11 protein-coding genes and 1 pseudogene are annotated in these 14470 nt (G+C 73.4%); 10 read left to right on the top strand and 2 right to left on the bottom strand.

Going from position 1 to position 14470, the window contains the following annotated elements; all coding sequences use genetic code 11:
• Positions 1–19 precede the first annotated feature (19 nt).
• The 8 genes from TU30_RS25450 (at position 20) to TU30_RS25415 (ending at position 8652) form a co-directional block, all read left to right on the top strand.
• Positions 20–1126 carry a quinone-dependent dihydroorotate dehydrogenase gene (locus tag TU30_RS25450; protein ID WP_042174051.1) on the top strand — a complete coding sequence of 369 codons (1107 nt, stop codon included), beginning with the start codon at positions 20–22 and terminating at the stop codon, positions 1124–1126.
• Positions 1123–1971, top strand: a complete 849-nt coding sequence (gene pyrF / locus TU30_RS25445) for an orotidine-5'-phosphate decarboxylase (RefSeq protein ID WP_042174049.1) — start codon at positions 1123–1125, stop codon at positions 1969–1971. Before TU30_RS25450 ends, pyrF begins: the two co-directional genes overlap by 4 nt.
• Before the next feature lie 257 nt (positions 1972–2228).
• Positions 2229–2552, top strand: a complete 324-nt coding sequence (locus tag TU30_RS25440) for an integration host factor (protein WP_003977346.1) — start codon at positions 2229–2231, stop codon at positions 2550–2552.
• A gap of 37 nt (positions 2553–2589) precedes the next feature.
• Complete coding sequence (gmk, locus tag TU30_RS25435) at positions 2590–3183, top strand: guanylate kinase (protein ID WP_042174044.1); 594 nt, start codon at positions 2590–2592, stop codon at positions 3181–3183.
• Between the two features lie 73 nt (positions 3184–3256).
• Positions 3257–3529: a DNA-directed RNA polymerase subunit omega gene (gene rpoZ, locus TU30_RS25430; protein ID WP_028814064.1), complete on the top strand. Its 273-nt coding sequence runs from the start codon at positions 3257–3259 to the stop codon at positions 3527–3529.
• 159 nt (positions 3530–3688) lie between these two features.
• Entirely contained in the window at positions 3689–4891 is a 1203-nt protein-coding gene (gene coaBC / locus TU30_RS25425) for a bifunctional phosphopantothenoylcysteine decarboxylase/phosphopantothenate--cysteine ligase CoaBC (RefSeq protein WP_042174041.1), read from the top strand.
• Between the two features lie 247 nt (positions 4892–5138).
• Positions 5139–6347, top strand: coding sequence for a methionine adenosyltransferase (gene metK, locus TU30_RS25420; RefSeq protein WP_042174039.1), 1209 nt, complete (start codon positions 5139–5141; stop codon positions 6345–6347).
• Between the two features lie 148 nt (positions 6348–6495).
• Complete coding sequence (locus TU30_RS25415) at positions 6496–8652, top strand: primosomal protein N' (protein WP_042174037.1); 2157 nt, start codon at positions 6496–6498, stop codon at positions 8650–8652.
• Positions 8653–8971: 319 nt separating this feature from the next.
• Here TU30_RS25415 and TU30_RS25410 read toward each other — a convergent pair whose 3' ends face one another.
• Positions 8972–9538: a hypothetical protein gene (locus TU30_RS25410; RefSeq protein WP_042174166.1), complete on the bottom strand. Its 567-nt coding sequence runs from the start codon at positions 9536–9538 to the stop codon at positions 8972–8974.
• A 345-nt stretch (positions 9539–9883) separates the two neighbouring features.
• Here TU30_RS25410 and fmt point away from each other — a divergent pair, with 345 nt between their 5' ends.
• Together fmt and TU30_RS25400 are read left to right on the top strand one after the other, a co-directional pair.
• The gene (gene fmt / locus TU30_RS25405; RefSeq protein ID WP_042174035.1) at positions 9884–10816 is read left to right on the top strand and encodes a methionyl-tRNA formyltransferase; all 933 of its coding nucleotides are present in this window, start codon (positions 9884–9886) and stop codon (positions 10814–10816) included.
• Positions 10817–10926: 110 nt separating this feature from the next.
• Positions 10927–12345: an RsmB/NOP family class I SAM-dependent RNA methyltransferase gene (locus TU30_RS25400; RefSeq protein ID WP_042174033.1), complete on the top strand. Its 1419-nt coding sequence runs from the start codon at positions 10927–10929 to the stop codon at positions 12343–12345.
• On the opposite strand, the pseudogene TU30_RS25395 reads toward TU30_RS25400, so the two are convergent.
• Positions 12326–14453, bottom strand: a pseudogene (locus TU30_RS25395) (MMPL family transporter). The gene TU30_RS25400 and the pseudogene TU30_RS25395 sit on opposite strands and share 20 nt — an antisense overlap.
• Between the last annotated feature and the right edge of the window lie 17 nt (positions 14454–14470).

Raw genomic sequence — 14470 nt, 5'->3', positions numbered from 1 at the left:
CTTTCACGAGGACACAGCCATGTACAAGTACTTCTTCCACCTGGTGTTCCAGCGGATGGATCCGGAGCGGGCCCACCACCTCGCCTTCCGCTGGATCCGTCTCGTCGCGCGCGTCCCCGGCCTGCGCACCTTCGTCGCCGCCGCGCTCGCGCCCCGCCACCGGGAACTGCGCACCGAGGCCCTCGGGCTGCGCCTGCACAGTCCCTTCGGTCTCGCCGCCGGCTTCGACAAGAACGCCGTCGGCGTCGACGGCATGGCGATGCTCGGCTTCGACCACGTCGAGATCGGCACGGTGACCGGCGAGCCGCAGCCCGGCAACCCGAAGAAGCGGCTGTTCCGGCTGGTGGCGGACCGCGCGCTGATCAACCGCATGGGCTTCAACAACGAGGGATCGCTGGCCGTGGCAGCCCGCCTGGCCTCCCGTACGCCCGTCTTCAGGACGGTCGTCGGCGTCAACATCGGCAAGACCAAGGCCGTGCCCGAGGCCGAGGCCGTCGCCGACTACGTGAAGTCCGCCGAGCGGCTGGCGCCGTACGCCGACTACCTGGTCGTCAACGTCTCCTCGCCGAACACCCCCGGCCTGCGGGACCTCCAGGCCGCCGACCATCTGCGCCCGCTGCTCACCGCCGTCCGCGAGGCCGCCGACCGCGCCGTGCCCGCCCGCCGGGTGCCGCTGCTGGTGAAGATCGCCCCGGACCTCGCCGACGAGGACGTCGACGCGGTCGCCGACCTGGCCGTGGAGCTCGGTCTGGACGGGATCATCGCCACGAACACCACCATCGCGCGCGCGGGGCTCGGCCTGCGGTCCGGCCCCGCCGCCGTACAGGAGACCGGCGGCCTGTCCGGCGCCCCCCTGAAGGCACGCTCCCTCGAGGTGCTGCGCCGCCTGTACGCGCGTGTGGGGGACCGGATCACCCTGGTCGGCGTCGGCGGTGTCGAGAACGCCGAGGACGCCTGGCAGCGCATCCTGGCCGGCGCCACGCTGGTCCAGGGGTACAGCGCCCTCGTCTACGAGGGGCCCCTCTGGGCCCGCACTCTCCACAAGGGGCTCGCCGCGCGCCTGCGCACCAGCACGTACGCCACGCTCGCCGACGCGGTGGGCGCCGACGTGAGGACAACGGCATGAGCGGACGACCGGTCCCCTTCGGCACACGGCTGCGGCGGGCCATGGACACGCGCGGCCCGCTGTGCGTCGGCATCGACCCGCACGCCTCTCTGCTCGCCGAGTGGGGCCTGAACGACGACGTGGCCGGCCTGGAGCGGTTCAGCCGCACGGTCGTCGAGGCGGTCGCGGACCGGGTCGCCGTGCTCAAGCCGCAGAGCGCGTTCTTCGAGCGCTTCGGCTCGCGCGGCGTCGCGGTGCTGGAGACGACGGTCGCTCAGGCGCGGGCGGCCGGCGCGCTGGTCGTCATGGACGCCAAGCGCGGCGACATCGGCTCCACCATGGCCGCCTACGCCGAGTCCTTCCTGCATCCGGACTCCCCGCTGTTCTCGGACGCGCTGACCGTCTCCCCGTACCTCGGCTACGGCTCGCTGGGTCCGGCGGTGGCGCTGGCCCGGGAGAGCGGCACGGGACTGTTCGTCCTGGCGCTGACCTCCAACCCGGAGGGCGGCGAGGTGCAGCACGCGGTACGGGCCGACGGGCGCAGCGTGGGCGCGACCATGCTGGGGCACCTGGCCGCCGAGAACGCGGGGGAGACCCCCCTGGGGTCCTTCGGCGCGGTCGTCGGCGCGACGCTCGGCGACCTGTCCTCGTACGACCTGGACATCAACGGTCCGCTGCTCGCGCCCGGCATCGGCGCGCAAGGGGCCACGGCGGCGGATCTCCCGGCGGTCTTCGGCCCGGTGGCGCGCAACGTCGTGCCGAACGTCAGCCGGGGAGTGTTGCGCCACGGTGCCGACGTGGTCGCGCTGCGTGACGCGACGGAGCGGTTCGCGGAGGAGATCGGGACGGCCCTGGCGACGGTCTGAGCCTCCGACGAGGGACGCAGAGGACCGCCGGGATCCGCGTACGAAAAGAAAACAGGGTCGTTATGCCCGCAAATGTCTGCCATCCTGGAGGCTGACCAGGACTTTTCCGCTGTTCTCGCTGACTCCGGAGGAGTTGGCCGCTAGTCTCCGACGGAGAGTGAACGGGCAAGCGTGTTGCTCGTGGCTCCCCTGGTGTGGGGCGACTAGGTTCCTCACCGGTCCGTATCCGACAGTTCGACATCCGAGGTGACGTAGGCGTGGCTCTTCCGCCCCTTACCCCTGAACAGCGCGCAGCCGCGCTCGAAAAGGCCGCCGCGGCTCGCCGGGAGCGGGCCGAGGTCAAGAATCGACTCAAGCACTCCGGCGCCTCCTTGCACGAGGTCATCAAGCAGGGCCAGGAGAACGACGTCATCGGCAAGATGAAGGTCTCCGCCCTGCTCGAGTCCCTGCCGGGCGTGGGCAAGGTCCGCGCCAAGCAGATCATGGAGCGACTGGGCATCTCCGAGAGCCGCCGCGTACGCGGTCTCGGTTCGAACCAGATCGCCTCCCTGGAGCGCGAGTTCGGCAGCACCGGCTCCTGAGTCCCGGGCACACCGGGATTGCTGGAATAATCGCCGCATGGCTGCAACACCCCGGGGGACGACCCCCGTACCCCCGGACGTACGTCCGCGGCTGACCGTGCTCTCCGGCCCCTCGGGGGTCGGCAAGAGCACGGTCGTCGCGCATATGCGCAAGGCGCACCCCGAGGTCTGGCTCTCGGTGTCGGCGACGACCCGCAAGCCGCGCCCCGGTGAACGGGACGGGGTCCACTACCTCTTCGTCACCGACGACGAGATGGACAAACTGATCGCCAACGGCGAACTGCTGGAGTGGGCCGAGTTCGCCGGCAACCGCTACGGCACACCGCGCGCGGCGGTGCTCGAACACCTGGAGTCGGGTCTGCCCGTCCTCCTGGAGATCGACCTCCAGGGCGCCCGCCAGGTCCGCGAGTCCATGACCGAGGCCCAGCTGGTCTTCCTGGCCCCTCCCTCCTGGGAGGAGCTGGTGCGCCGGCTCACCGGCCGGGGCACCGAGTCGCCCGAGGTGGTCGAGCGGCGGCTGGAGGCCGCGAAGACCGAGCTGGCGGCCGAGCCGGAGTTCGACACGACCCTGGTCAACACCTCCGTCGAGGACGTGGCCCGCGAGCTGCTAGCCTTGATGAACGTCGTGTGATCGTCAGCGTTTCCTCAACGGTCATTCAGCGATCATGCAGACCGATTCTTTCCCATCCATCGGAAGGTAGAGCGTGTCCTCTTCCATCTCCACGCCCGAGGGCATCATCAACCCGCCGATCGACGAGCTCCTCGAGGCCACGGACTCGAAGTACAGCCTCGTGATCTACGCGGCCAAGCGGGCTCGCCAGATCAACGCGTACTACTCGCAGCTCGGCGAGGGGCTCCTCGAGTACGTCGGCCCCCTCGTCGACACCCACGTCCACGAGAAGCCGCTCTCGATCGCCCTGCGTGAGATCAACGCGGGACTGCTGACCTCCGAGGCCATTGAGGGCCCCGCCCAGTAAGTCGCAGTTCGGCACGTCGTAGTGCAGTGAGTCGCATGTCCGAAAGTCGTACCAGCGGTTTTCGGCCGACTTTTCCACAGGCCCGGCAGCATGTCTGCCGGGCCTGTGGTGTGGTGGGGGCGCAGGGCTGTCCTGTTCCAGGAAGAGACGGAGAAAGACGTGGGCAAGCCGAAGGTCGTTCTGGGCGTCAGCGGCGGCATCGCCGCGTACAAGGCCTGTGACCTGCTCAGGAGGCTGACGGAGTCGGGGCACGACGTCCGCGTCGTCCCCACCGCCTCCGCGCTGCACTTCGTCGGCGCCGCCACCTGGTCCGCGCTCTCCGGCCACCCTGTCCCGACCGAGGTGTGGGACGACGTCCACGAGGTGCCGCACGTCCGCATCGGGCAGCACGCCGATCTGGTCGTGGTCGCCCCGGCCACCGCGGACATGCTGGCGAAGGCGGCGCACGGCCTGGCCGACGACCTCCTCACCAACACCCTGCTCACCGCCCGCTGCCCGGTGGTCTTCGCCCCCGCCATGCACACCGAGATGTGGGAGCACCCGGCCACACAGGAGAACGTGGCCACCTTGCGCCGGCGCGGCGCCGTCGTCGTCGAACCGGCGGTGGGCCGGCTCACCGGCGCCGACAGCGGCAAGGGCCGGCTGCCCGACCCGGGCGAGATCTTCGAGGTCTGCCGCCGGGTGCTGGCCCGGGGCGTCGGCGAGCCCGATCTCGCAGGCCGGCATGTCGTGGTCAGCGCCGGCGGCACCCGGGAGCCCCTCGACCCCGTCCGCTTCCTCGGCAACCGCTCCTCCGGCAAGCAGGGCTACGCGCTCGCCCGGACCGCCGCAGCGCGGGGCGCACGGGTCACCCTGATCGCCGCCAACACCGGACTGCCCGACCCGGCGGGGGTGGACGTCGTCCCCGTCGGGACCGCCGTGCAACTGCGCGAGGAAGTCCTCAGGGCCGCCGCCGACGCCGACGCGGTGGTCATGGCCGCCGCGGTCGCCGACTTCCGCCCCGCGGCGTACGCGGCCGGAAAGATCAAGAAGCAGGACGGCCGGGAGCCCGAGCCCGTCGCCCTGGTGCGCAACCCGGACATCCTGGCCGAGATCTCCGCCGACCGGGCCCGCCCCGGGCAGGTGGTCGTCGGCTTCGCCGCGGAGACGGACGACGTGCTCGCCAACGGACGCGCCAAGCTGAAGCGCAAGGGCTGCGACCTGCTCGTGGTCAACGAGGTGGGCGAGCGCAAGACCTTCGGCTCCGAGGAGAACGAGGCCGTGGTGCTGGACGCCGAGGGCGGTGAGACGCCGGTGGCGCACGGCCCCAAGGAAGCCCTGGCCGACACGGTCTGGGACCTGGTGGCCGGGCGCCTCGGCTGAGGGACCCGGGGCGGGTTTCGGCACCGTGGGAGTCCTGAAACCTTGCCTCCGGGGTGTGGCGCCTCTGGCCAACACGCCTCGGCATGGGCAGAATGCCCGTGCCGCAGGTCACCGTGGTTCCCGAGAGGCGAGACGGGAAGACCCGCGGCGAGGCGCGACCGATAAACTGTTTCACGGACGGTGTGCGGTGCAGCCCCTGCCGTCCGCCAATGATCAGCCAGCAGCCGCTGCAACCCCAGGGAGCGTTGTGTCCCGTCGTCTCTTCACCTCGGAGTCCGTGACCGAAGGTCACCCCGACAAGATCGCTGACCAGATCAGCGACACCATCCTCGACGCGTTGCTCCGCGAGGACCCGAACTCCCGCGTCGCCGTCGAGACGCTGATCACCACCGGCCTGGTGCACGTGGCCGGCGAGGTCACGACCAAGGCCTACGCACCGATCCCGCAGCTGGTGCGGGACAAGATCCTGGAAATCGGCTACGACTCCTCGAAGAAGGGCTTCGACGGCGCCTCCTGCGGCGTGTCGGTGTCCATCGGCGCCCAGTCCCCGGACATCGCCCAGGGCGTCGACGCCGCGTACGAGAACCGGGTCGAGGGCGACGAGGACGAACTGGACCGCCAGGGCGCCGGTGACCAGGGACTGATGTTCGGTTACGCGTCGGACGAGACACCGACGTTGATGCCGCTCCCGGTCTTCCTCGCGCACCGCCTGTCCAAGCGTCTGTCCGACGTGCGCAAGAACGGCACCATCCCCTACCTGCGCCCGGACGGAAAGACCCAGGTCACCATCGAGTACGACGGCGACAAGGCGGTCCGTCTCGACACCGTCGTGGTCTCCTCGCAGCATGCCTCCGACATCGACCTCGAGTCACTGCTCGCCCCCGACATCCGCGAGTTCGTCGTGGAGCCGGAGCTGAAGGCGCTGCTGGACGAGGGCATCAAGCTGGACACCGAGAACTACCGTCTGCTGGTCAACCCCACCGGCCGCTTCGAGATCGGCGGCCCGATGGGCGACGCCGGCCTCACCGGTCGCAAGATCATCATCGACACGTACGGCGGCATGGCCCGGCACGGCGGCGGCGCCTTCTCGGGCAAGGACCCCTCCAAGGTGGACCGCTCGGCGGCGTACGCGATGCGCTGGGTCGCCAAGAACGTGGTCGCGGCCGGCCTGGCCGCCCGCTGCGAGGTCCAGGTGGCGTATGCCATCGGCAAGGCCGAGCCGGTCGGTCTGTTCGTGGAGACCTTCGGCACGGCCAAGGTCGACACCGAGCTGATCGAGCGGGCGATCGACGAGGTGTTCGACCTCCGTCCGGCCGCCATCATCCGTGACCTGGACCTGCTCCGGCCGATCTACTCCCAGACCGCCGCCTACGGCCACTTCGGCCGTGAGCTGCCCGACTTCACCTGGGAGCGCACCAACCGCGTGGACGCGCTGCGCAAGGCGGCGGGGCTGTAGTCCGCGCCCCGGCCCTTCCACCGAGGCCCGGCGCCCCTTCGGGGGCTCCGGGCCTCGGCGTGTGCGGGGCACCGCCGGCGTGTGCGGGCGTACCGCCCAGGGCGGCAGCGGCCGTCGTGTGTCAGTGCCGTTTGGTAAGAATGCAGGCGTGAGCAGCGAGAACGGCGGGAGCAAAGAGGCGGACGGCGGTGCGCGGGGCGCGCCGCCCGAGCAACTCGCCCTCATCCGGGAGACCGTGCGCAAGGCCGGCACACCCCGGGCCAAGCCGCGGACCTGGCGGGGAGCCGCGCTCGCCGGACATCTGCCGGTGGCGCGCGTCCTCGTCGACAAGGGCGTCCTGCACCTCGACCGGTACTTCGACTACGCCGTGCCCGAGGAACTCGACGCCGAGGCGCAGCCGGGCGTCCGGGTGCGGGTGCGCTTCGGGGCCGGCCGGCGCCGGGTGCGCGGGGGACGCCGCGAGGGCGGCGGGCTCATCGGCGGGTTCCTGGTCGAGCGGCTCGCCGAGTCCGACTACACGGGGCCGCTGGCCGCCCTCGCCCAGGTGGTGTCGCCCGAGCCGGTCCTGAGCGAGGAACTGCTGGCGCTGGCCCGCGCGGTCGCCGACCGGTACGCGGGCAGCCTCGCCGACGTGCTCCAGCTCGCCGTGCCGCCGCGCAGCGCCCGCGCCGAGCGGCGCCCCTCGCCCGAGCCGGCGCCACCGCCGCCGGCACCCGAGCCGGGCTCCTGGGCCCGCTACGGGCAGGGGCCCGGCTTCCTCCGGGAGCTGTCCGCCGGCCGCGCTCCGCGTGCCGTGTGGAACGCGCTGCCCGGACCGCTCTGGAGCGAGGAACTGGCCCGCGCGGTCGTTGCGACCCTGGCCTCCGGCCGCGGTGCCCTCGTCGTCCTGCCGGACGGACGGACCGTCGCCCGTGTCGACGCCGCGCTCACCGAACTCCTGGGCAAGGGACGGCACGCGGTGCTGACCGCCGACGCCGGGCCCGAGAAGCGGTACGCGCAGTGGCTGGCCGTGCGCCGCGGCTCCGTGCGCGCCGTGATCGGCACCCGGGCGGCGATGTTCGCGCCCGTCCAGGACCTCGGGCTGGTCGCGCTCTGGGACGACGGCGACGACAGCCACAGCGAACAGCACGCCCCGCAGCCCCACGCGCGCGAGGTGCTGCTGCTGCGGGCGGCACAGGACAAGTGCGCTTTCCTGCTGGGAAGCTGGAGCTGCACGGTGGAGGCCGCCCAGCTGGTGGAGACGGGCTGGGCCGGGCCCCTGGTCGCCGGCAGGGACCGGGTACGGGCCGCCGTCCCGCTGGTGCGGACCGTCGGGGACGGGGATCTCGCGCGGGACGAGGCCGCCCGCGCCGCCCGGCTGCCGTCGCTCGCCTGGCAGGCCGTCAGGGAGGGGCTGCGGCACGGTCCGGTGCTCGTGCAGGTGCCCCGGCGCGGCTACGTCCCGCGGATGGCGTGCGCCAACTGCCGCACCCCGGCGCGGTGCCGGCACTGTTCGGGGCCGATGGAGGCACCCGGAGCCGACGATCTGCGGTGCGGCTGGTGCGGGCGTGAGGAGAGCGGCTGGCACTGCCCGGAGTGCGGCGGGTTCCGGCTGCGGGCCCAGGTGGTGGGAGCGCGCCGGACCGCCGAGGAGCTGGGCCGGGCCTTTCCCGCCGTACCGGTGCGCACCTCCGGGCGCGAGCACGTGCTGGACACGGTTCCCGAGGCACCCGCGCTGGTGGTGAGCACGCCGGGGGCCGAGCCGGTCGCCGAGGGCGGGTACGCGGCGGGGCTGCTGCTGGACGGCTGGGCCATGCTGAGCAGGCCCGACCTGCGGGCCGGGGAGGACGCGCTGCGCCGCTGGATCGCCGCGGCGGCGCTGGTACGTCCGCAGGCGGAGGGCGGCACGGTCGTGGTGGTCGCCGAGCCGACCCTGAGGCCCGTGCAGGCGCTGGTGCGGTGGGACCCCGTCGGTCACGCGGTACGGGAGCTGGGGGAGCGGACCGAACTGGGATTTCCGCCGGTGTCCCGGATGGCGGCCGTGTCGGGGCCCGCGGAGGCCGTCGCCGGGTTCCTGCACGCGGCCGAACTCCCCGGGGAGGCTGAGGTACTGGGGCCCGTCCCGCTGCCCGTCACCCCGGCCGGCCGCCCGCGGCGCCCCGGCGGCCCGCCGCCCGGGGCCCACTGGGAGCGGGCCCTGATCCGCGTACCCCCGGGCAGGGGGGCCGCCCTGACCGCCGTCCTGAAGTCCGCCCAGGCGGCCCGTACGGCCCGCGGCGGCGACGAACCGGTGTGGGTACGGATCGACCCGCCCGACATCGGCTGAGAACCACGGGCCGGGCGACGCGGAGCGGTGGTCGGGGACGGAGGAGTGGGCGAGCAGGGAGCTCCTCGCCGGTGCCGCATACGGATCGAGCCTCGGGGAGGCGCACGTGCCGACGTGGGGCTCGCCGTTGCCCGCCACGTGTGCGGCACCGGTCGTTCAGGCGGTTTGCCCGGTCGGCGGGCCGACCCGCGGGCCGTGCGGCGCGCGCCCGCGCCGGTTTCGGCCTGCCTGGCACGGCTGCGGCAGGGCAGGCCGGTTGTGGGGTCCGGCCCTCCCGGGCGGTGGTCGGGCCGGGGAGGGCCGGGGGCGGGCAGCGCGGTCAGCCGTTGCGCGGGCCCGGGAAGGCGGTGGGACCGGGGAAGACCGTGGGGCGCGGGTCGTCGCGGAGGGACGAAACGCCCGCCGTCGGCTGCGTCGGCATGGCACGGGCGGCGGGGACCGCGGGTGTGCTGGAGACCTCGGCGCCCACGTTGACCGTGCGCGTTCCCGACGGCTCGGCGGTGTGCTCCGGCTCCGTGGCCTGGCTCTGGGCGGCGGCGGTACGGCGGGCGCCGTAACGACGGTGGACCGCCTGCTTGGTGACGCCGAGTGCGGAGCCCACCGCGTCCCACGAGAAGCCCAGCGAGCGGTCGAAGTCCACGGCCGCGGTGACCAGTGTCTCGACGCTGTCCCGCAGTTCCTGGGCGAGACGGACCGTCGGGGCGGGGGCGCGTCCGTAGACGACGAAGCCCGTGGAGGGGCCGGAGCGGCGCGGGCGGTAGACGTTGCCGAGCTGGGCGGTGAGCGTGCGCAGTGCGTCCACCTGCCGGCGGACCCGCTCGATGTCCCGCACCAGCAAGTGCAGGCTGGCGCGAGCCTGGGCGTCGTGGGTTGCGTGGTCGGCCATGAACAAGCCTCTCGAACCGGCGTTGAAAGGAACGGGCCGCGTCGGAGCGGCCCGGTGTGGTCAACTCTTTCTTGACCAACGCGGATTCGCTCAGTGGGTCACGGGGTGGGGGCGCGGTGGATCCCGCACACGCCCCCGAAGGACGACCATGCGCCCGGCCTCCCGTCCGGCCTCCCGTCCGGTCCCCGTCCGGCCTCCCGCCCGGAGCGCGTCCCCGGCTCGCTCCCCCGTACCGCACCGTCGCCCGGGTGCCACCTGCACGCCGCCCGTACACCCCCAGCCGTCCGGCCCCATAGACTGGTGCGCTGCCCGCAACGTCCCCGCCCGAGAGGCCCGAACCACCCCATGAAGCTCGTCTTCGCCGGTACCCCCGAGGTCGCCGTTCCCGCTCTGGACGCTCTTCTCGCCTCGGAGCGGCACGAGGTGGCCGCCGTCGTCACCCGGCCCGACGCACCCGCCGGGCGGGGCCGCAGGCTGGTCGCCTCCCCGGTCGCCGAGCGGGCGCAGGAGGCCGGGATCGAGGTGCTCAGGCCCGTGAAGCCGCGGGACCCGGAGTTCCTCGAGCGGCTGCGCGAGATCGCCCCCGACTGCTGTCCCGTCGTCGCCTACGGTGCCCTGCTGCCCCGGGCCGCCCTCGACATCCCGGACCGGGGCTGGGTCAACCTCCACTTCTCGCTGCTGCCCGCCTGGCGCGGGGCGGCGCCCGTGCAGCACGCCGTCATGGCGGGCGACGAGATCACCGGCGCGTCCACCTTCCTCATCGAGGAAGGGCTCGACTCGGGTCCGGTCTACGGCGCCGTCACCGAGGAGATCCGCCCCACGGACACCAGCGGCGACCTGCTCACGCGGCTCGCCTTCGCCGGCGCCGGGCTGCTCGCCGCGACCATGGACGGCATCGAGGACGGCACCCTGAAGGCCGTACCGCAGCCCGCCGACGGCATCACCCTCGCCCCGAAGGTCTCCGTGGAGAACGCCCGCGTCGACTGGAGTGCCCCGGCCCTGCGCGTCGACCGCCTCGTGCGCGGCTGCACGCCCGCGCCCGGCGCCTGGACCACTTTCCGGGGCGAGCGGCTCAAGCTCGTCCAGGTCACGCCCACCCCCGACCGTACGGATCTCGCCCCCGGACGGCTTTCCGCGGGCAAGAACAACGTGTACGTCGGCACCGGCTCGCACGCCGTGGAACTGCTGTGGGTGCAACCCCAGGGCAAGAAACCGATGCGCGCGGCCGACTGGGCCCGCGGGGTACGGATCGGGGCCGAGGACACCCTGGGCGGCTGACGCCGACGCTGCCGCACCCAGGCCCGGCACCCGGCGTCACGCGACCGTGCACCGCCTTGACGACGTACGCTGGACCGCGCACTTCATCCCACACCCGGAGCACCTTTTTCGTGAGTGACCAGCCCCGTCGTCCCCGCAAGCCCGGCAAGCCCTACCGCCGGCCCGAGAAGGACCCCGTCCGCCTCCTCGCCTTCGAGGCCCTGCGGGCCGTGGACGAGCGGGACGCCTACGCCAACCTCGTCCTGCCGCCCCTGCTGCGCACGGCGCGCGAGGGCGGTGACTTCGACGCACGGGACGCGGCGCTCGCCACCGAGCTGGTGTACGGCACGCTGCGCCGGCAGGGGACGTACGACGCGGTCGTCGCCGCCTGCGTCGACCGGCCGCTGCGCGAGGTGGACCCGCCCGTCCTCGACGTGCTCGGCCTCGGCGCGCACCAGCTGCTCGGGACCCGGATCCCCACCCATGCCGCCGTGTCCGCCTCCGTCGAGCTCGCGCGCGTGGTGCTCGGCGACGGGCGGGCCAAGTTCGTCAACGCCGTCCTGCGCAAGGTCGCGCAGCACGACCTCGACGGCTGGCTCGAGCGGGTCGCGCCGCCGTACGACGAGGACCCCGAGGACCATCTCGCGGTGGTGCACTCGCACCCGCGCTGGGTCGTCTCCGCGCTGTGGGACTCCCTCGGTGGCGGCCGCGCCGGCATCGAGGAACTGCTGCGGGCCGACAACGAGCGGCCCGAGGTCACACTCGTCGCCCGTCCCGGCCGGGCCACCACCGGGGAACTGCTCGACGAGGAGGCCGCCCTGCCGGGCCGCTGGTCGCCGTACGCGGTGCGGCTGAGCGAGGGCGGCGAGCCGGGCGTGATCCCGGCCGTGGCGGACGGCAGGGCCGGCGTGCAGGACGAGGGCAGCCAGCTCGTGGCGCTCGCCCTGGCCAACGCCCCGCTGGACGGGCCCGACCGGCTGTGGCTGGACGGCTGCGCGGGCCCCGGCGGCAAGGCCGCGCTGCTCGCCGCGCTCGCGGCCGAGCGCGGTGCCGCCCTGCTGGCCTCCGAGAAGCAGCCGCACCGGGCCAAACTGGTCGCGAAGGTGCTGGCCGGGAACCCCGGGCCGTACCAGGTCGTCGCCGCCGACGGGACCCGGCCGCCGTGGCGGGCCGGCACCTTCGACCGGGTCCTGGTCGACGTGCCGTGCACCGGCCTCGGCGCCCTGCGCCGGCGCCCCGAGGCGCGCTGGCGGCGCCGGCCCGGCGACCTGGAGGGCTTCGCCCCGCTGCAGCGCGGGCTGCTGCGCACCGCCCTGGAGTCCGTACGGGTCGGCGGCGTCGTCGGCTACGCCACCTGCTCGCCCCACCTGGCCGAGACCCGGGCCGTGGTCGCCGACCTCCTCAAGCAGTTCCCGGACGTCGAACTCCTCGACGCCCGGCCGCTGCTGCCCGGCGTCCCGGAGCTGGGGGAGGGCCCCGACGTCCAGCTGTGGCCGCATGTGCACGGGACCGACGCCATGTACCTGGCACTCATCCGGCGGACCGGCTGACGCTCCCCTCCGCCGGCTCGCGCGCCGCGCCGGCACCGTCCTCGCGGGCCAGCCGGTGCGGCCACCACACGGCGGGGCCCACGTCCAGGAACAGGGACGTGACCAGCACCGACCGCACGACGAAGGTGTCGAGCAGCACGCCGAGGGCGACCGCGAAGCCGATCTCGGCGAACGCGACCATGGGCAGCGTGCCGAGCGCGGCGAAGGTGCCCGCCAGCACCAGGCCCGCCGAGGTGATGACGGTGCCCGTGGTGGCGAGCCCGGTGACCACGCCCCGCCGGGTGCCGCGCAGGCGCGCCTCCTCACGGATCCGGGTGGTCAGGAAGATGTTGTAGTCGATGCCCAGGGCCACCAGGAAGACGAAGACGAACAGCGGGAAGTCCGTCGGCTCGCCCGCGTAGTCGAACACGTACCGGAAGGCCAGGGCGCTGAGGCCGAGCGCCGCGGCGAACGACAGGATCACCGTCCCGACGAGCAGCAGCGGGGCGGTCAGGGCGCGGAGCAGGACGCACAGGATCAGCAGGACGACCAGCAGCACCAGCGGGATGATCAGCAGATTGTCGTGCGTGGTCGCCCGGTCCATGTCCAGCAGCGCCGCCGTTCCGCCGCCCACCCGGCCGTCCGCGTCCGGCACCGCGTGCACGGCGTCCCGGACCCGCTCCACGGTCTGCTTCGCCGCCTCGCTGTCCGCCGGGGCGGTCATGGTCGCCTCGAACCGCACGGTGTCCCCGACGTAGGCCCTGCTGCCCGGCGGCACGCCCAAGGACCCGGGCACCACACCCTCCGACGAGGCGACCGCGCGGCGCAGCTCGTCAGCCCGCGCCCGGTCGCCGACGACGACCAGCGGATCACCACTGCCCGCGGGGAAGTGGCGTGCGGAGACCTCCTGCCCCACGATCGAGTCGGGCTTCCCGGTGAACGCGTCCGCGTTGCCGATGCCCTCGGCGCGCAGCTGGACCAGACCGAGCGAGCAGACCGCCAGCACCGCCGCCGTCACGCCCCAGACCATGCGAGGACGGCGCGCGATCCGGTGACCCGTGCGCGCCCACACACCGCGCTCCGTCGGGTCGGGCGCGCCGTGGTGCGGGACCACCGGCCAGAAGATCCACCTGCCGAAGACGACCAGCAGCGCCGGGAACAGGCTCAGCATGGCCAGCAGGGCCACCGCGACACCGATCGCGGCGACCGGGCCGAGGCCGCTGGTGGAATTCATCTCCGCGGTCAGCAGCACCAGCATGCTCAGTACGACGGTCGCGCCCGAGGCCAGCACCGCGGGGCCCGCGCGGTGCAGGGCCCGTACCATCGCCTCGTGCCGGTCCTCGTGCCGGCGCAGCTCCTCGCGGTAGCGGGCGACCAGCAGCAGCGCGTAGTCGGTGCCCGCGCCGAAGACCAGCACGGTGAGAATGCCGGCGCTCTGTCCGTTCACCGTCAGACCGGTGTGCTCGGCCAGCAGATGGATCAGGGCCTGCGCGGTGAACAGGGCACAGATCACCGACAGCAGCGGGACCAGCAGGAGCGTGGGGCTGCGATAGGTGAGCAGCAGCATCACGACGACCACGCCCATCGCGGCGAACAGCAGCGTCGAGTCGATGCCCTCGAACGCCTCGACGAAGTCCGCCGAGGTGCCGCCCGGCCCCGTGATGTGCACGGCGAGCCCGTCCTCGTTCCCGCCGACCTCGTCCCGTACCGAGTCGACGGCGGGCACGATCCGCTGCCAGCCCTGCTCGTCCATCGTGACCGGTACCAGGATCTGCGCCGCCCGCGGACCGGTCTCGCGGTCGTAGGCCGGGCCCCGGGTCTCGGCGCCCCGGATGCCGTGGTCGGACAGCTGCCTCAGCTGCGCCGCGTCCTCGGCGATCCGCTCCCGGTCTGCGGCCGTCAGACCGCTCGCGCGCGTAGACCACGATCGCGGGGATCTGTTCGGGTCTGAAGTCCTCGGAGATCTCCAGGACCCGGGTGGACTCCGCGGATCCCGGCAGCCAGGACGCCGCGTCGTTGTCCTGGGCGTCGGTCAGCTTCTGCGCGAAGGGCGCCGCCACGAACAGCACCACCAGCCACAGCGCCAGGACCAGCCACTTGGCGCGGCGCCCGCAGACCAGATGCCCGATGCCGCGCTTGCCGCGCG

Source organism: Streptomyces sp. NBRC 110035 (assembly GCF_000829695.1).
In the GTDB taxonomy this organism is placed as follows: Bacteria; Actinomycetota; Actinomycetes; order Streptomycetales; family Streptomycetaceae; genus Streptomyces.
The sequence above is the reverse complement of the archived record's forward strand: the minus strand, read 5'-3'. Positions and strand labels throughout refer to the sequence as shown.